Below are 18,057 nucleotides of genomic sequence, written 5' to 3'. Positions count from 1 at the left end.
CTGTATGCTTGTTAACGCGATTTTGCTGGAATGGTTTTAATCAGGGTATACACTGCAGGCAATACAAAAAGAGTAAACAGGGTGCCAAGACATAAACCACCGATTAAAACGGCTCCGATCGCATGGCGTGATTCTGAGCCGGCGTCATGAGATAAAACCAGAGGAATAGCACCAAAAACCATAGCTCCAGTAGTCATTAAGATGGGTCTTAATCGCAAAATCGCTGCTTTTTGAATGGATTCTGCAAATGAATTACCTTCCTGATGTAACTTATTAGCAAATTCCACCATTAAAATACCGTGTTTACTGATTAATCCGATTAAGGTAATCAAGCCCACCTGGGTGTATATATTGATTGATTGACCTAATAGATAGGTGCACAGCAAAGCCCCTGAACAGGCTAATGGAACTGTAAACAGAATAATCAAGGGGTCGATGAAGTTTTGGAATTGAGTCGATAATATGGCGTAAATAAATGCCAGGGATAATAACAATAAAAACAGCATCGCATTAGATGACTCAAAAAAAGTTTTGGCTGATCCTGTCCATGTGAGCTTATAATGTTGCGGTAATTGTTCCCTGGCTGTTGTCCAAACGAGATCAATACTCTTTGCTATAGAGTCTTTTTTATGTAATTGCACATGCAGGGTAGTTGAGCGCATTTGTTGATAATGATCCAGAGTGGCTGGTTGCGCTCTAGGCTTCATTTGAGTAATAGCTCCCAGGGAAACCCGTTTCCCTTCATTAGTAGTCAGATAGAGTTCATTAAGCGTCCATGGAGAGGTGCTGCCTTTAATCGACACATTATAAAGCACTCCATTATGTTCAAAATTTAGTGATTTATCTCCACTAAAAAAGACTTCTATTGTTTTGGCAACCTGATTGGGTGTGAGTCCCAGTCTGGCGATTTGATTGTGATCCAGTTCAATAGAGTAGCCCATGGTATCCAGGCGAAGATCAAAACGGGTTGATTCAAATTTTTTGCTGGCATCTAATGTTGCTTTGAGCTGTTCAATATGGTTAAAAAGCTCTCTGTAGCTGTCCGGACTTGAAATAACCAGAGTCAATTCCGTCCCGCTTCCTGCGTTATCAATTCCGGGTAAACCAGTATCCCAGCTCCATACATGAGGATCGATAGAGGGAAATCGGTTAAACGAAGGTTTTAATTCATCAATAATTTGAGTTGCAGAACGTTTCCTTTGTGAATGAGATTTTAGTGGAAGGACTACGCTGGCTCCCCAGTCACCGATAAAGGTCAGTTTTTTATCCGATTCCGGTACTTTACCCAAGGTTTTTTCTATGTCGATTATTTTCTTATCCAGTTCATCGATATCCTCTCCGGATACGGGGGCAGTATAAACACCAATCAGCCCTCGATCTTCTTTGGGAGCGGTTTCATGAGTAATCACCTGGTACAAACCAATGCTTGCAAGAATAGAGAATAGTGCTGCGAAGCATGTGATTTTCTGATGATTAAAAACGAAGTCAAGTGCTTTTGCATAATTATGAGCCAGATATTCCAGTGCATAGTCCACCTGGGGAAACCAGTTTTTGGCGTCGCTTTTTAATAAACGGGCACACATCAGGGGTGACAGGGTAAGTGCAACGATCCCTGAGATAATGACGCTGCCAGCAAGAGCCACTGCAAATTCAATGAACAGTTGCCCCAACATTCCTTGAATAAAGGCAATAGGCAGATACACACTTGCCAAAGTGCAGGTCATTGCAACGATTGCAAACCCGATTTCTTTTGCTCCTTTTAGGGCTGCTTCAAAAGGGGATAATCCTTTTTCAATATGACGCCAGATATTTTCCAAAACGATAATGGCATCATCAACTACCAAACCAATCGCCAGCACCATGGCCAATAAAGTCATCAGATTAATGGAGAAGCCAAATATTTTGAGAAACAGTAATGAACCCAGTAGCGAAATTGGGATGGTCACTAAAGGGATGATCGTCGCACGTATATTGCGTAAAAATAAAAAGACAATGATCAGTACCAGTAGTATTGCTTCGGTGATTGACGAGCGGATATTTTTTATTGAGGCATTAATAAAATCCGATTGATCAATGATGACATCTGCTTTCAGATCATTAGGTAGACCCTGTTGTAATTCTTTAAGCTGTTGGCGAATGCTCCTGGAAACTTCAATTGGGTTGGCGTCATTCGCTCTGTTGATGGACAGTACCAGGCCAGTATGGCCATTTACTCGAATCCGCACCTGGCTCGTATCTGTTTCAAGTGCTACCTTGGCAACGGATTTTAAAAATATGGGATTTTTATTCGTCGTTTTTATTAACAGATTTTCGTATTCTTCCTTACTTTTGGGTTCTGACTGCAGGGTACTGGGAATTTTATTTTGGTAATTTCCTGCTGGAAGTGAAATGCGGCTATTGGCTAGTGAACGGACGACTTCATCAACATTAACTCCAAAGGAATACAGTTTATCCGGTTCCAGACTGATGGTGTAGGTATAGGGTTGTCCCCAGACTTCTACTGATGCGACGCCTGGTACGCTTCGGAACGCATTTTTGAGATTGAGATTTGCGTAATGCGTTAACTCGCCGAATCCGCGCGTTGAGGATTCTAATGAAATGCCAATAAAGGGTAATCCTGTGGATTTTCTTTGACGTTGTACATAAGGAGGTTTTACTTCAGAGGGTAAAAGTGATTTTGCTAACCCTACAGCATCCTGAGTAGCACTCAAAGCTCTGTCCATGGAAGTTCCTGCACGAAACAGCAATGTAATCTGGGCACTTCCCGCATTGGATTCTGAGGTGATCGTTTCCAGGCCTTCAATTCCTGCCAATCGGTCTTCAAGGATGTTGGTTACAGAACTTTCAATCAAGTCAGGACTGGCGTTAGGATAGGAAGCATAAACAGTAATTGTTGGAAAACTGATATCAGGATATTCTCTGATGGATAAATTGTATAAACACAATAACCCCATAATAACCATCATACTGTTCAGGATGATTGCAGAAACGGGATGCTTAATGAAATAGTCGGTTAATTTCATAGGTTATTAGCCGTGGCGTACTTCAGAGGAGGGTTGATGGATCTCTACCATCATTTCAGGATAGAGTCGATCGTGTCCTTTAATGATCAGTTGTTGCCCTGTTTTTAATCCCTCAGTAATTTCAATACTGTTTTCTTGTTGCAGACCTGTTTTTACAGGCAACAGAACCACTTTATCATTTTCTACTATGTAGACGAAGGGTTGGCTTTTTCTGAGAAACAGGGCTTGAGTTGGGATGACAATGGTGTTGCTTTTTTCTGCAACAATCAAGTCAACGTTGATTGTTGCACCAACGAGGCAATTATCACACTGAATATCAACGTCAGCAGGACACATGTGCGTGGTTTCATCAATCATTTTTTGGAAGTGAGATAAAGGGTATTCTTTGCCAAGAATCCGTACTGGTTGTCCTTCATGGATTTCAGTCAGATTGCTGCAGGGGATATCAAAATCGACAACCAGGGAACTGGGATCATAAATGGAAACGACAGCTTCCCCAATAGTGACTTCCGATCCTTCCCGTTTTTTATAGGCTCCTATGATCCCATCGAAAGGTGCATAGAAACGCAGGTTATCCAGTTCAATTTTGGCTTTTGATAATTCTTTTTGAGCATCCAGCCAGGCCTGTTTTTTCTCTTCGACTTCCTTTGGGCTGACAAATTTAGTCTTCAGTAAAGGTTTAAATCGATCAAATTGCGTTTTAGCCAAGGCTTCGGTGCTGATTGACAGGTTTAAATTCTTTTCAACTTCGGGGTTATCAATTTTGGCGATTAATGTCCCTTTTTTTACCTTTTGGCCGGTAGGGATTAGTTCATCCAGCATCCCGTTCCCTTTGGAAACTAATACTGTAGTATGCTTGGGGTGCAGGGTGCCTAAAAGACGTATGCTGTGTTGCAGTTTTTGTGCGGTGACGGTTTCAACTTCAACCAGTTTATTTGGTGGCGTCTGTGTTTGTTTTGCGGAATGAATGAATTGTCTGCCAATAAAAAAAAGGATGCACGTGACGAACAGGGAGGCTAATACTATTTTCCAATGATATTTTGATTGCCAATTTTTTATATGAAACAGGTTTTTTAACACGTTATTTGCCAGTCATTTTATTGGAGCTTGCTGTGAGTTGCATACGATACCATAAATTGGGTTCAGGATTAACCACAATTTAATGGTATAAGACGGTGATATTGGCTTTTTGGGGATAGGCAACCGGATGATAATATGAAACTATATATTTTAGCTAACTAAGGTCTCAAATTCTGAATTAGGTTGTTATTTGATTTAATGGGTTACGGTTATAGGACAGGGAATGCGCATTTTATTATATGTCATGATGATTTTATTCAGTCTGATGGTTCAGAGTATTCACGCGAATACCACTCTGACTTTTAAACAAGCCTTAACTCTTGCTTATCAAAATAACCCTGAATTACAAGCCGAGATGGATAATGCCAATGCAATGAAAGGGCGGTTTCTTCAGAGTAAATTGTATCCTAATCCTCAATTAACTTTTACATCTGAAAATATGGGCGGGTCAGGCCAGTACTCCGGTTATGAGTCCGCCGAGACAACCATATCCGTCACTCAGCCTATTCCATTAGGGCATCGTTTAAAGTACTTACAAAAATTAACTTATGCCGATTACCTGGCTTCACTGGCACGCATCAAACTCAATAAATTTCAACTTTTTAACGCGGTAGGAAATGCCTACATTGATGCTTTATATGCGGATCAATGGCATTTGGTTACCAAAAAATTAGTTCAGGTGAATGCTGATATTGTCTCGGCCATTCAGCGACGTGTTGAAGCAGGTGCAGGAGCTGTGCTTGATTTACGTCTGGCGGAGGTTCGTTTGGGGGAAGCACGTATTCAAAAAATGAAAGCAGGTCGAGATGCATTAATGCAACGTGCCCGTTTAGCCAGGTATTTAGGAAGCGAGTTACGGGTCGATAAAAAATTGACGGATGAAGGATTACAACATACTCATTGGACATGGCCGCAACTGGATAAAAAATTGCCGCAAAGTCCTCAGTTAATTGAAAAACATCTTCTTGTTAAAGCAAAACGTGCAGCGATTCTCTCTGTTAAAAAAGATATATGGCCTGATTTAAATATTCAATTGGGGGGACGCCATTTTTCAGATGACGGGAGTAATGCCGCGGTTTTTTCAGCATCCTCCCAAGTACCCATTCATAACCGGAATCAGGGTAAAATTTATTCTGCGGAAGCAGAATTTACTCAAGCCCTCCATGATCTGAAGGGAGCCCAACTTGAATTAAGACAAAACGTGTATACGGCCTATTTGCGGGCAGAACAAGGACTTTTTGAAGTCAATCTGGTGACTGAGTCACTGTTGCCCTTGGCACGCAAATCCCTGCAGGTAGCCAAGGAAGGATATCAAATGGGACGCTACACTTATATCGAGTTAAGTACGGCATTGAATGCCTTGTTTGATGAAGAACGCCATTACCAACAGGCTCATGCAGATTATCATAAAGCGTTATTGACTATAGTCGGCCTTTTAGGCCTTGATAGTTATTAAGGAGAACACTTGAACGTATCATCATGTAAAATGCAATGGATTAAATGGGTCATTCTATTATTGAGTCTGGTTTGTAGTCCCATATGGGCTGATGACGCTGGGCATCAGGCTTCGGATGCGGTTAAAGGGGAGCACGGAGGCCGTCTATTGGAACAGGATTCCGTTGCATTGGAATTAAGCCTTTTTGAACAAGCTATGTCACCGCATTTTCGTGCCTATATTTATCAAAATGGTGTGCTTGTTTCTCCAGAGCAGAGTCAATTGGAAGTTCAACTGAAACGCTTTAATCATCAAGTGGAAATCGTTACCTTTAAGCCGATTAATGATTTCTTGCAAAGCGAACAAACTATCCGGGAGCCTCATTCATTTGATGTAACCATCGTTTTAAATTATCAGGGCAAGAAATACAGTTGGAATTACTCCAGTTATGAAGGACGTGTCAAAATTGTTCCTGCCCTGCTTAAGGCCGCAAAAATTAAAATCGCACAGGCAGCAAGTGTCACCCTGGAAAAACAATTAAAGGTGGTTGGCAAAATAACGCCTAATCGCGACACCATGGCACCTGTATATCCTCGTTATTCAGGTATTATTAAATCGCTTACCAAAAATCTGGGTGATGAAGTCACTAAAGGTGAAGTATTGGTGATCATTGAAAGTAATGAAAGTTTACAAAATTACTCCATTCTTGCCCCAATTTCAGGTACGGTCGTGCAAAAATATGCTACTACGGGTGAGTTAGCCAAGGGGGACAAGCCCATTTATGACATTGCTAATTTGGCCAATGTATGGGCAGATCTAACCCTCTACCGAAAAGATGCCCCTTTGGTCAAACAAGGAATGAACGTGCTGGTTACCGGCGATGAAGGAAAACCACAATCTCAAAGCATTATTAATTATATTTCTCCTTTAGGCATTGAAGACAGTCAAACGATACTGGCCAGAGCCATATTGCCTAACACAGAGCGTAGCTGGTTACCGGGAATGTATGTTAATGCAGTTATTACGATTGAGAAAAAAACAGTTCCGGTTGCCGTGCCTCATACGGCATTACAACGAATGCAGGATAAAGATGTGGTTTTTGTTCAGCAAGGTGATTTTTTTGAAGCGACACCTGTAGTTCTTGGTGAGGAAGATGATCAATGGGTAGAAATAAAGTCGGGTCTTGAACCAGGACAATACTATGTCAGTGACAACAGTTTCTTCCTCAAGGCGGAAATTGGAAAAGAAGGCGCTGTCCACGATCATTAAGGAGCCAGAATGCTTGAACGCATCATACATTTTTCCCTGAAGCACCGATGGTTGGTTTTGTTGTTTACTCTGATTATTGCCGGACTTGGGGTTTATAATTTTCAGCAACTTCCAATTGATGCTGTTCCTGATATTACCAACGTTCAAGTTCAAATCAATACAGAAGCTATAGGGTATACTCCACTGGAAGTGGAACAGCGGATTACTTTTCCGATTGAAATTGCCATGAGCGGTATCCCGAATCTTGACTACACCCGTTCTTTATCCCGTTATGGTCTCTCACAAGTCACGGTAGTTTTTAAGGAGGGTACTAATATATATTTTGCCCGCCAGCTGATCAATGAACGACTTCAGGAAGTTAAAAACAAGTTACCTCCTGAAGCAGAAACCAAATTAGGTCCTATTTCTACCGGATTGGGTGAAATATTCATGTATACCGTGAATAACAAACCAGGGACTCCAGCCAGTAAACAATTCAGTTCTACTGAGCTGCGCACTATCCAGGACTGGATCATTAAACCGCAACTAAGAAACGTTCCCGGTGTTGCTGAGGTCAATACGGTTGGTGGATATACAAAGCAAATTCATATTACCCCTGATCCAGGAAAGCTGGTGCGTTATCATCTTGGCTTCAAAGAGGTGATTACTGCTTTGGAGCGTAACAATGCCAATATAGGTGCAGGGTATATTGAGCGAAATGGGGAGCAATACCTTATTCGAGTACCCGGTCAAGTTCAAAATCTGGATGATATAAATAATATAGTGATTGCGAGTTTCGAAGGCACTCCCGTTCGTATACTTGATGTGGCTGAGGTAAAACCGGGTAGGGAATTGCGAACCGGTGCTGCAACACAAAATGCTAAAGAAGTGGTTCTTGGTACCGTCTTTATGCTGATGGGGGAAAACAGCAGGACTGTAGCCCAGCGTGTGGCAAAGCAATTGACATTGATTAATACCTCTTTACCTGATGGAGTCGAGGCCCTGCCTGTTTATAATCGCACAACACTGGTCAACGCGACGATTAACACAGTAAAAAATAATTTACTTGAAGGTGCTTTGCTGGTGTGCATCGTTTTATTTCTTTTTCTCGGTAATATAAGAGCTGCTTTGATCACAGCGATGGTTATTCCTTTATCCATGCTATTAACCATTAGCGGAATGGTCAGTAATAAGATCAGTGCCAATTTAATGAGTCTTGGCGCTCTTGATTTTGGTTTAATCGTTGATGGAGCGGTGATCATTGTTGAGAATTGCATCAAGCATTTAGGTCATGCTCAGCAAGAGCTTCAACGCGCTCTTAATTTGGAAGAACGTCTGCAGGTGATTGCTGAGGCGACCACTGAAGTCATTCGCCCCAGTATTTTTGGTGTGTTCATCATTACTGTAGTGTACTTGCCTATTCTTACCTTGACTGGTGTTGAGGGGAAAATGTTTTTGCCTATGGCGGAAACGGTGATTATCGCACTGTTGGCCTCCATGGTGTTTGCCCTTACTTTTGTGCCGGCAGCTATTGCGATTTTTCTCAGGGGCAGGGTTCAGGAAAAAGACAACATTTTGGTACATTATTTAACAAAAGGATATGAGACAATATTAGCTGTCTGTATCCGTGAGCGAGTTAAGGTACTGATTTCAGCACTGATTCTGGTGGTCGTGAGTCTGATGCTGACCTTTCATTTAGGAGGTGAGTTTATTCCCAGCCTGGATGAAGGGGATATTGCCATGCATGCCATGCGTATTCCAGGAACCGGATTGGAGCAAGCCATTACCATGCAACATCTCGTTGAGGAACAGATCAGTCAGTTCCCGGAGGTAGAGCGTGTATTCTCTAAAATAGGAACAGCTGAAATTGCTACTGATCCTATGCCCCCCAATGTTGCAGATACCTTTATTATTATGAAACCTCGGAGTCAATGGCCTAATCCTAAAAAAAGCAAGCAACAACTGGTGCAGGAAATTGAACAGGGCGTGAAGGCAATACCTGGCAATAATTATGAGTTTACCCAACCCATCCAAATGCGTTTTAATGAGTTGATTTCCGGTGTGCGCAGTGATGTTGCAGTAAAGATTTTTGGCGATAACATGAGCACTTTAACGGCGATTGCCGAGTCTATTAGCGAGCAATTAAAAAAAATACCGGGTTCTGCGGATATTAAAGTGGAACAAGTGGATGGATTGCCACTTTTTACCGTGGCGATCAATCGAAATGCGTTATCGCGATACGGATTGCAAATTGCTGACGTGCAGGATGCTATTGCCATCGCGATTGGTGGTAAAAAAGGTGGCGAACTGTTTGAGGGGGACAAGCGATTTGATTTAGTGGTGCGTCTTCCCGAACAATTACGAACGGATCCCCAGGTGCTGCGCAGAATACTCATCCCCTTACCTCTTGCCAAGGATGGAGAGCGGCATTTTATTCCACTTAGCGAAGTAGCGGCGTTAATACGCAGTGAGGGTCCCAATCAAATCAGCCGTGAAAATGGAAAACGGCGTGTGGTTGTGAGCGTTAATGTGCGAGATCGGGATTTAAGTTCTTTTGTTAATGAAGCACAATTGAGTGTGGAACAGAACGTCAAGATACCAAGTGGGTATTGGATAGCCTGGGGCGGTCAGTTTGAGCAGATGGAATCAGCATCACAACGATTGGCTCTGGTAATCCCGGTCACTTTGCTGGTCATCTACTTTTTGCTTTTTATGAGCTTTGGCAGTGCACGGGATGCTTTGCTGGTTTATTCCGGTATTCCAATGGCGCTAACCGGAGGAGTGTTTGCCTTGTTATTACGAGGGATTCCGTTATCTATTTCAGCCGGGGTTGGTTTTATTGCTTTGTCCGGGGTGGCGGTATTAAATGGTCAGGTCATGATAACGTTTATTACTAAATTACGTGAACAGAAGCATCTTGGTTTGGAGACGGCAATTCTGCAGGGATCAATCTCCCGATTACGTCCCGTACTGATGACTGCCCTGGTGGCTTCTCTGGGTTTTGTTCCTATGGCTTTAGCGACTGGAACGGGAGCCGAAGTTCAAAGACCTCTGGCAACTGTAGTCATTGGAGGCATTATCTCTTCGACTTGTCTGACTTTGTTGGTCTTACCTGGATTGTATTATTTATTTCATCAGCGCGACAAAGAATAGGCTGGCTGCTTTGATGTTAAGAAGCCTGACGATTTGAATGGATATTGGGTAGCCATGATTGGATTTTAATTCATTCTGATAGTTGCCCCGTATTTTTATTTAACTGCTCAGCGGGACGGTTTAGATAGGATTTATTAGTTAAACGCCAGTAAGAACGTTGAGCAATAAAAGGCATGAGCAACAAGTTAATGATTTTATTGTCCTTTTTCTGCAGGTAAGCAGGAACCCCGATGGTGATCGAATTCTGAAACACATTCAGTTTTATAGTTTTATGCAGTCTGTCCCAAAAAGAAAATACCACCCCATAATTACGGTTTGTTTCGTCCATATAGTTTGAATGATGGATGCCATGCATTCTTGGCGTGACAATCACTTTATTCAGTACTTGCTCGAATCCTAAAGGAAGGCGTGTATTGCTGTGTTGAAAATAGGTGCTGGCTTGAAAAATAAATTCATAACATAGGAATGTCAGAGGATCGATGCCAATAAAGGTTAACTGAACTAATCTGAATGCACTGGAGTAGGCAATTTCAACCACATGAAAGCGCATGGATGTGGTTACATCCAAATCCGGATCGGCATGATGAACATTATGAAATCGCCATAACAAGGGGATTTCATGATTGAGTCTATGCCAATAATAAAAAGTTAAATCCATTAACATAAACCCTAATAAAAATTGGATCAGGGTGTTGGAGGGGAACAAAGACAACAACCCAAAGTCATGAGAGAGGGTGAGGTTGATTGTGAATTGCACTACTGGGACAATAAATATTTTGGCACTAAAATAAACCAGAATGGTGAAGGCAAAGTTAACAATCCAGCGATCCATTAATCGTCTGACTGGTTTTCTTAGGGGCTTTTTGTATTCAAGGAGTAACAAAGAACTGTAAATAATGGCCAGTGTCATTGCGCTAATAAACTGTATTTGGGTGAAATCACTCAATGAAATCATGTCATTATCCTCATGCTTCTTTAGAGCCTGAATTGTTTTGTTATGAGTTGCTTGGTTTATTTTATTAAGTAATTACGCTTTATTTACTGCAGAAACCTCAGGATGTATTAATTCCCTTTTTTGTTCTATTCCATCGGCAAAGAACTCCAGCTGCCATCCAAACTTGGCTGGGATGCTTATTAATTGATTAAACGCGGTGATGAGTTCCTCATCGGTCTTTTTATAATTATCAATGGTTGGATAGGATTCTGCGTCTTTACGATGGGGTTCGAAAGCATGAATCAGCTTTTCAAAATACGACACGGTAACGAAATCATCACGTTTTGCAATTCTCATACTGGTTTGTTTCTGTTCGCAGCGCACATAAATAAAATGGAGATCCTCGAATTCGGCAAGGAACCATTGTCTGTCGGATTCACGTAGCATGGCCTGAGATACAATAATCAATGGGTTGTTTTTCTTGAGTTCTTTTATTTTATTAGCGATTGTTGTGCTTAGTTGGGCTGTCATTTCACGTGTGAAGGGTTGTTCCTCGCGGACTGCCCGTTTCATTTCGTCAGTTAAAGCCTCGTCGCCATCCCAATAACATGCCCCAGACTCTTGTTCCATGAGTTGACCAATGTAGGTTTTCCCTACTCCGGGTAAACCAAATAAAAAGACTATCATAGAGTTCCTTTTTTTGTCACATCATTGACCTAAAGTGTAGGGTCGTGTGTAAAAATCGTATTCCTCACTCAGGGAAAAGTAAAGAGCGTTGTGTTGGCTAATGAATGAATTAGAAATTATATGATTATTTTGCAATACATCTTGAACCTTGTACACAGAATAAGTTATTAATCAATCTGAGCTTGAAAGAAGCTAAATACCAAATAAATAGATTGGCGATCAAATAAAGGACTAAAGATATGTATCATGACAAACTGATCGAAAAAGGGCCAAAGAGGGCATCACCACCTAATGCTACGCACAGTCGTGCACTTGCGAGTCGCTTTATTCTGAATGCTGAGGCTGATAGAACGTATTATCTAAGAAGCTCAATTCAAGGGATAGGTAATTTTATTACGACCCGGGCATCAGAGCTTTACAAAACTCTGGCACTGACTTTTTCATTAGATTCAATGGATTTCACCAGTTTCAAAAAATACATATGGCCTGTAATTTCATCAGGAGCTGCTCTAGTCATCGGTGAATACGTCATGGGAGGAGTCAGTGAATTTCAAACCGGTGTTCCTGAATATGATTTTATTTACAAATTCTTTTTTGGTGCGGCAATATTAGGTTATTGCGCGATGCAACGTATTACGGAAACTGAATTTAAAACAACAGCAGGACTTTCTGCTGCTGTCGCTAGTGAAGTGGTAGCAATTACCTATCTGTACAGCTCGATTTTCAGCGGCACCCGAATGATGATAGGTGATTCTTTATCAGAGGGCTATGCTTTTGTTGCCAGTTTAGTTACCAGCGCTCTGGTCGTACCAAGCAGTATTGCTTTTCTGACACAAAAGCTGCAGGAGGTATTGGTCAGGTACCAATACGGTCAAGGGGCACAGCGATCTGATACTGCAGTGATAAGCAGTGGATTAACCCCATTGTCCAATCTTTATTTTCAGATAAATCATTTTCTGGTCTCTGAATTGATGTCCAGCTCTCGTCTGTTTCAGTTAGGATTAATTTCACATAATATTCTCAATGCGGAGCGTATTGTTCAGAAATTCAGAAATCTTCCTGCGTTATTAGCCGACTTAACTCCTGCAACGATTCGAAAATTGCTTGATCAGCAAAAAAAACTCAAACAGGATTACGACTACAATAATACTGTCCACAAGGTACTCCGATTTACTTCTCATGGAGCTGTATTTGTTGAAATACCAAGATTTCGTTTGAGAACGGGCGATTTGGTTTACTGTGATGAGCGCGTTGATTTGTCCTCAGTGCCTTTGTCTGGAGAACTTATTGCATTACAAAGAAACCAGGAAGGGCATTTTTTAGAAATTCCGGAGCAAAGAAAATTCAGTGTCAATCTGAGGGCTCAGAACGGGGAAGACGTCTGGATAGAGCATTTATCCAAACCCGATTTTACCAGTAAATTCAGTAAAGTTGATTTACATGCCATTCATGATGGAAAGCAGGCTGGTGTATTGGTTGGTGATAAATTGAATCTGTATGGGAATGATAATATGTTCATACAGATAAAACCAGAGAACGAGTTATTGCTCAGCGGTGGATATGAGAAAAAATCAGTGATTAATCAAATCATCGCTGAACGCAAGCAAAGAAGTGTTTTACATTCAATTCTGGCATCCATCATTATGGCTGGTTTTTTACAAAGAGACATCACTACTCTGCCAGCTGAATCCTTGCGTTTAATGTTTACTTTATTTCAAACCATGATTCCTTTTTCTGAGGCATTCTTACGTGATGCAGTAAACAGTCGATTAATGAAAAAACTGAATAAAAACATGGGTGATAAACCCTTTGAAACGATTGATGCGCTCAGAATAGTGGATTTATGTAATGCTCTCGGAGGTTATTATCATGATCGATTTCCTAATGGTGTAGCGATTATTTCTGATAAAACCGGGACGTTGACTACGACTAAAATGGACATTCTGGGTCTGTGGACTATGGGGATGCCGGAACAGGTTCAGCAGTTCTTAAGCGAGACAAAAGAGCCGCTACTTCCGGAAGAGAGTTTACAACGGGAATCGTTTGAGGTGTTTGCCAGTGCATTTACCAATAACAAAAAAGAGTTGGAACCTGAAGAACATTCAATTTTGCACTTATTCAAGTCATTAGTACACAATGAGCAGTGTTTGCAGGTCACCATCCTGGGCAATAACCACTTTAAGAAAATCATTACTGTTGAGGGCAGAGAGAAGGAAATTGAAACCTTTCATCTTGGTTTATATCGTACTTTCGGTGGACGTTTAACTTTGGTTGATGAAGGTAAAGCCCATTATCTGGTATTTTGTGGTGTGCCAAAGCAAGATGCATTTAATAACAGTACCTTATTGCAGCATTATTCAGCAATGCAAAGTAGAACGGGAGTGTTATCTCGAGACTGGTGTATCGCTCGAACGCCTATTTCAGAACAGGAGTTGTTGTGCTTAAAGCAATTATTTGATGAGGATAATAAAAAGGACATTGAAGCGTTTATTCTGAATCATCCTGAAATAATAAAAAACATGCGGCATTATGTGACCTTCATTATTGATAACCCGGTAAAAAAAGGAGCAGAACGATTTATCGGACAATGCCGGGACATTCAGGTTCCTGTTTTTGTGGCAACGGGTGATACGACCAAGGCTGCGGAAAATATAGCCCGAGTTTTATGTCCTTCCTTTGCGAAAAAAATTCAGTCAATTCGTGCGGATAGTGTGGCGCATTTGGATCTAGACGCTTTGGATGAAGAAGCTATTCCTGCTGATTCCACGATCATCTATTCTGGCATCAATCCTGTTGTTCTTTCCCACTTCAAGCAATTGTTAGCCAGGGAGAAAGCGAAGCGGCCGGTTATTATTTTTGCTGAAATGAGTACTGAAGGAAAAGGTATATTAGCCCAATTCCTCAAGGACAATCAGTTCTTTGTCGTGGCCAATGGGGACGGTACTAACGACGTTATGATGATGAAAAATTCAGATGTAGTCATTGCTCATTATTCTGATGACAATACCTTTGCGCCTGGTGTTGACTCCTTATCCAATATAAGCGATGAGCAACTGCGTCATCTTTTTGGATCGAAACAATCCTTTTATGAGTTATTTGATATTCATCTTCCCGATAGTTTGTTTACGCAGCAATTTACTCCTCTGGCTAATTCGCAGGAAAAACCCAGTCTGGCTTTGGCACTTAAAAGTGGAAAAATGAGTTTTGAATTAGCTCATGCTGTTGGAGTGACTGATGTTAAGGAAATGTATCAGCAGCATTGGTTCAGCGTTGCCTTTGATTTGATGTGGTTGTGGATTGCATTTTATGAAATTAATCAAAGTACCGATTTACCTATGGATAATCAGAATATAAGCGCCTCTCAATTTATTACTCAATCCATGGGGGTAGTCATGTTGATTGCTGTTGTTCAGTCACTGGCTAACTATGCTCTGGCAGGAGAATCTACCAATTTGACGACCATGCTTCTTATGTTATCGATTCTACCTATTGTACTTAAGAGTATTTTCTCGGGATTCAGAATGGTGCAGGATCAATTGTATCCAGCTCCTGAAGTGCATGAAAGCGAAGAAGTTGAGGAGCTGCAAATTCCTTCTCGTCGAGGCATTATGGGTTATTTAGGTACTTTATTCAGACCAGCACGGCAGAGTATACATCCTGATCGAGCAATAAAAGATACGCCGCAATTAAACGATGTACCTGAATTTAATTGATAAGTGATGGTTTAAATTTTGTCAGTTACAAAATGAATGACGTCATCCTGAACACAGTGAAGTAGCTCCTGATTGAGGCATAGTACCTCACTCAGAAGAGCCTTTTTTCATTCGGGATGACGCCAAGAACTCTACGTTCTATTAAGACAGATTTTGCCTGGCAAAAATCTTCATGGCTTTGACTAAAAATGAAGCTAAATCAGGATGATATTGATTATAAAACTCTCGAAAATCCGGATGTTCAAGATAGGTCTGTCCCAAGCTAAGGTACGTGTCATGATTGGGGGTCCAAAAAGTTTTTACCCAAGAATAATGAGTTTGAATTAATTTCTGTACCTCATCGGACTCAGGTTTTAAATGATGCGTTAAGGCGTTGACCAATGCCACGTTTAAATCTTCACCTTTCTGTTTAAATCGTTCCCAGTCATTCTTGCCCCAATGTTTTACGTTGTTCCAACTTTCATCAATATCTTTTTGAGTTAACGTACCCTTATCCAGCATATATTGCTCATGTTCTCTTTGCTTTGCAGGGTCAAAGCCGTCATACAGTTCTTTATCACGCATGGTAAATTTACCCCTTATATGTGAAATGGTTTTATCAATAGTCCTGATGAGTTGATCTGTTCGTTCAAGACTTGATTGCAGAATGGATTTATGCGTTTTTAATGACTCGATTTTATCGAAATCATCACTACTGATAATCCGTTGTATGTCGTTCAGAGGAAAACCCAATTCACGGAAAAATAATATTTGCTGCAGCATTAACAGTTGTTCTTCTTCATAATAACGATATTGATTTTCGCCATAAAAAGCGGGTTTGAGTAGACCAATTTCGTCATAGAACCGTAGAGTGCGAGCACTAACTCCTGAAAGCTCAGCTAATTTTTTTACTGTGTATTGCATTTTAAGCTCCTCTTATCGACCAGGCACACGATAAGGGATTACGTAACGTTAAAGTCAATAATTTATTTTCTAATTTATTTTAGTTTAGTGTAGTTTGTTTATTAACAAAATCATTTTTCAATTTTAAACGTTTTATCAGTCAGTCATATTTTTTTAAAAGCGTCTATAATCAGTACGAGTTTCAATAATAATTAGGGAATACATCATGTATAAAAAATTTCTATGGATGGCCGCACTTGTTTGCTCTATGGTTTTGAGTCAATCCTCCTTTTCAGATTCATGGGGGTGTGGGGAAGGTTTAAAATCCATGTTGCAATCGTTGAAACTGGATGATGAGCAAAAGGCTAAAATTAAACCTATGTTAGATCAACAACAGGCATCAATGAAGGATTTTGGTACTCAAATGAGTGTTTTGGATGCGCAAATCGAACAACAAATTAATGCCACCAAGTTCGACCAATCTGCTCTTGATGAGTTGATTGATAAAAAAGCAAAATTGATTGGTTCCATGATTAAAACGAAAATCATGACCAAAATGCAGATATATTCTGTTCTTAGCGCCGATCAAAAAACCGAACTTCAGAATATGATGAAAAAACTGGAAGATAAAATCGCGGCACAATTTAAAATGTGCCACCAAAATGATTAGAGCCGTTGAATTATTAATCTCAGGCACCTGAATGTATTTTTGGGTGCTTGTTTCTCATGCTAACTAATTGATTATTCATTATATTACCCAGATAATAAAATTCTGGTGAGTGTCTCTTGAAATCGTCTGGAGAGTCTATGAGTAAAAAATCCCATATTCTTTTAGCTTGGGTGCCGCATTTATTTTTATTTTATAAAGAAAAAGTATTTAAAAAACTGATGCCCATCATGCTGGTTTTGACGGCTTATGCCATAGTGATCGGCATTTGGTTTAAAAATGCTTCGGGCTATGATCTGGGGCAATTTCATTTAATTTTCAGTTTTATTTTAACCATCATTATCAGCTTTAGAGTCAACAGCAGTTATGGACGATGGTGGGAAGGTCGTACTCTTTGGGGATCTATTGTCAACAACAGTCGAAACCTGGGATTAAAATTTGATACTTTTTTTGGATTGAATCAGCATCCTGATTTTTACCTTTTGTTAAAGAAATTGCCGGTCATTATCAAAGCCAATTTACGCAATGATACCAAATTGTTAAAGGATGAGTTGAGCGAGTTAGGTATTACGGAGTTTAAATCACAACAACCTGTTCTTTTGGTAACTCAGCCCATGTATCGAATCATCAACTCGTTACGCAATGGCACTCGCGACAGAGCGGAACAATGCAATCAGTTGGATCAGCATTTGGCTGCTTTAATTGATATGTCCGGAGGCTGTGAACGTATAGCAAACACCCGGGTTCCTCCTGCTTTTGCCTTTTTTGTGAAACAGGCATTGTTGTTTTATTCGTTAATGTTCCCTTTTGGATGGGTCCAGACCTTCGGGATTTTGATCATTCCCATGATGGTCATGATCGTTTATGTTTTATTAGGTTTGGAAATTCTCTCTGAGGAGTTGGAGGATCCTTTTAAGGTGTGCGATAACGGATTAAACCTTGATGTGATTGCCCGGAAGATTGAATTGAATATAGTGCAAATCGCAGAGAATGATTTAAAACCCTGATTTGCGGCTAGCGAGTCCAGGGAATCTTAATTGGCGCTGTATTCGCCATTTCGAATCCATGGACTTTATTCCGCAGAGCGTGTTTCTCTCAATTAAGTTCCAGAAAGAGTATCCAAATTGAGAGAGTGGTTGGATATTCGATTTTTCACACGTACATGAATCAGATAGATAAGCACACTGCCAACAAGCGCACAGACTGGTATAACGGTCAGTGCATGTTGAAAGCTT

Annotated in this window: 11 protein-coding genes; 6 read left to right on the top strand and 5 right to left on the bottom strand. The window is 40.7% G+C overall.

Going from position 1 to position 18,057, the window contains the following annotated elements; translation table 11 throughout:
* Positions 1-11: 11 nt before the first annotated feature.
* Together lpeB and G543_RS0109285 are read right to left on the bottom strand one after the other, a co-directional pair.
* Entirely contained in the window at positions 12-3,023 is a 3,012-nt protein-coding gene (gene lpeB, locus G543_RS0109290; protein ID WP_028384282.1) for a multidrug efflux RND transporter permease subunit LpeB, read from the bottom strand.
* A 6-nt stretch (positions 3,024-3,029) separates the two neighbouring features.
* Positions 3,030-4,103: an efflux RND transporter periplasmic adaptor subunit gene (locus tag G543_RS0109285; protein ID WP_081675657.1), complete on the bottom strand. Its 1,074-nt coding sequence runs from the start codon at positions 4,101-4,103 to the stop codon at positions 3,030-3,032.
* Between the two features lie 223 nt (positions 4,104-4,326).
* On the opposite strand from G543_RS0109285, the gene G543_RS0109280 reads away from it, so the two are divergent.
* Genes G543_RS0109280 through G543_RS0109270 form a run of 3 tightly spaced genes read left to right on the top strand, consistent with a single transcriptional unit; the run spans position 4,327 to position 9,939 of the window.
* Positions 4,327-5,559, top strand: coding sequence for a TolC family protein (locus G543_RS0109280; RefSeq protein ID WP_028384280.1), 1,233 nt, complete (start codon positions 4,327-4,329; stop codon positions 5,557-5,559).
* Positions 5,560-5,589: 30 nt separating this feature from the next.
* The gene (locus tag G543_RS0109275) at positions 5,590-6,807 is read left to right on the top strand and encodes an efflux RND transporter periplasmic adaptor subunit (RefSeq protein ID WP_028384279.1); all 1,218 of its coding nucleotides are present in this window, start codon (positions 5,590-5,592) and stop codon (positions 6,805-6,807) included.
* 9 nt (positions 6,808-6,816) lie between these two features.
* Positions 6,817-9,939, top strand: coding sequence for an efflux RND transporter permease subunit (locus G543_RS0109270; protein WP_028384278.1), 3,123 nt, complete (start codon positions 6,817-6,819; stop codon positions 9,937-9,939).
* A 70-nt stretch (positions 9,940-10,009) separates the two neighbouring features.
* On the opposite strand, the gene G543_RS0109265 is transcribed toward G543_RS0109270, so the two are convergent.
* Positions 10,010-10,894, bottom strand: coding sequence for a sterol desaturase family protein (locus G543_RS0109265; protein ID WP_238584766.1), 885 nt, complete (start codon positions 10,892-10,894; stop codon positions 10,010-10,012).
* 72 nt (positions 10,895-10,966) lie between these two features.
* Positions 10,967-11,560 (bottom strand): AAA family ATPase, encoded by a 594-nt coding sequence (locus G543_RS18415; protein ID WP_051190660.1) that lies wholly within the window; start codon positions 11,558-11,560, stop codon positions 10,967-10,969.
* Between the two features lie 239 nt (positions 11,561-11,799).
* Between G543_RS18415 and G543_RS0109255 the strand changes: the two genes are divergently transcribed.
* Entirely contained in the window at positions 11,800-15,273 is a 3,474-nt protein-coding gene (locus G543_RS0109255) for an HAD family hydrolase (RefSeq protein ID WP_028384276.1), read from the top strand.
* A 141-nt stretch (positions 15,274-15,414) separates the two neighbouring features.
* On the opposite strand, the gene G543_RS0109250 is transcribed toward G543_RS0109255, so the two are convergent.
* A complete protein-coding gene (locus G543_RS0109250; RefSeq protein ID WP_028384275.1) occupies positions 15,415-16,176 on the bottom strand; it encodes a MerR family transcriptional regulator in 762 nt (253 codons plus the stop codon).
* A gap of 205 nt (positions 16,177-16,381) precedes the next feature.
* Between G543_RS0109250 and G543_RS0109245 the strand changes: the two genes are divergently transcribed.
* Both G543_RS0109245 and G543_RS0109240 read left to right on the top strand, forming a co-directional pair.
* Positions 16,382-16,825, top strand: coding sequence for a Spy/CpxP family protein refolding chaperone (locus G543_RS0109245; RefSeq protein ID WP_028384274.1), 444 nt, complete (start codon positions 16,382-16,384; stop codon positions 16,823-16,825).
* A gap of 137 nt (positions 16,826-16,962) precedes the next feature.
* Positions 16,963-17,829 (top strand): bestrophin family protein, encoded by an 867-nt coding sequence (locus G543_RS0109240; protein ID WP_028384273.1) that lies wholly within the window; start codon positions 16,963-16,965, stop codon positions 17,827-17,829.
* Positions 17,830-18,057 lie beyond the last annotated feature (228 nt).

It is taken from the genome of Legionella moravica DSM 19234 (assembly GCF_000423305.1).
Lineage (GTDB): Bacteria > Pseudomonadota > Gammaproteobacteria > Legionellales > Legionellaceae > Legionella > Legionella moravica.
The sequence above is the reverse complement of the archived record's forward strand: the minus strand, read 5'-3'. Positions and strand labels throughout refer to the sequence as shown.

Excerpts from the sequence above, each read along its gene's own strand:
- lpeB (WP_028384282.1), bottom strand. The coding sequence starts at position 3,023 with ATGAAATTAACCGACTATTTCATTAAGCATCCCGTTTCTGCAATCATC.
- G543_RS0109280 (WP_028384280.1), top strand. The coding sequence starts at position 4,327 with ATGCGCATTTTATTATATGTCATGATGATTTTATTCAGTCTGATGGTT.
- G543_RS0109275 (WP_028384279.1), top strand. The coding sequence starts at position 5,590 with ATGCAATGGATTAAATGGGTCATTCTATTATTGAGTCTGGTTTGTAGT.
- G543_RS0109270 (WP_028384278.1), top strand. The coding sequence starts at position 6,817 with ATGCTTGAACGCATCATACATTTTTCCCTGAAGCACCGATGGTTGGTT.
- G543_RS0109265 (WP_238584766.1), bottom strand. The coding sequence starts at position 10,894 with ATGATTTCATTGAGTGATTTCACCCAAATACAGTTTATTAGCGCAATG.
- G543_RS18415 (WP_051190660.1), bottom strand. The coding sequence starts at position 11,560 with ATGATAGTCTTTTTATTTGGTTTACCCGGAGTAGGGAAAACCTACATT.
- G543_RS0109255 (WP_028384276.1), top strand. The coding sequence starts at position 11,800 with ATGTATCATGACAAACTGATCGAAAAAGGGCCAAAGAGGGCATCACCA.
- G543_RS0109250 (WP_028384275.1), bottom strand. The coding sequence starts at position 16,176 with ATGCAATACACAGTAAAAAAATTAGCTGAGCTTTCAGGAGTTAGTGCT.
- G543_RS0109245 (WP_028384274.1), top strand. The coding sequence starts at position 16,382 with ATGTATAAAAAATTTCTATGGATGGCCGCACTTGTTTGCTCTATGGTT.
- G543_RS0109240 (WP_028384273.1), top strand. The coding sequence starts at position 16,963 with ATGAGTAAAAAATCCCATATTCTTTTAGCTTGGGTGCCGCATTTATTT.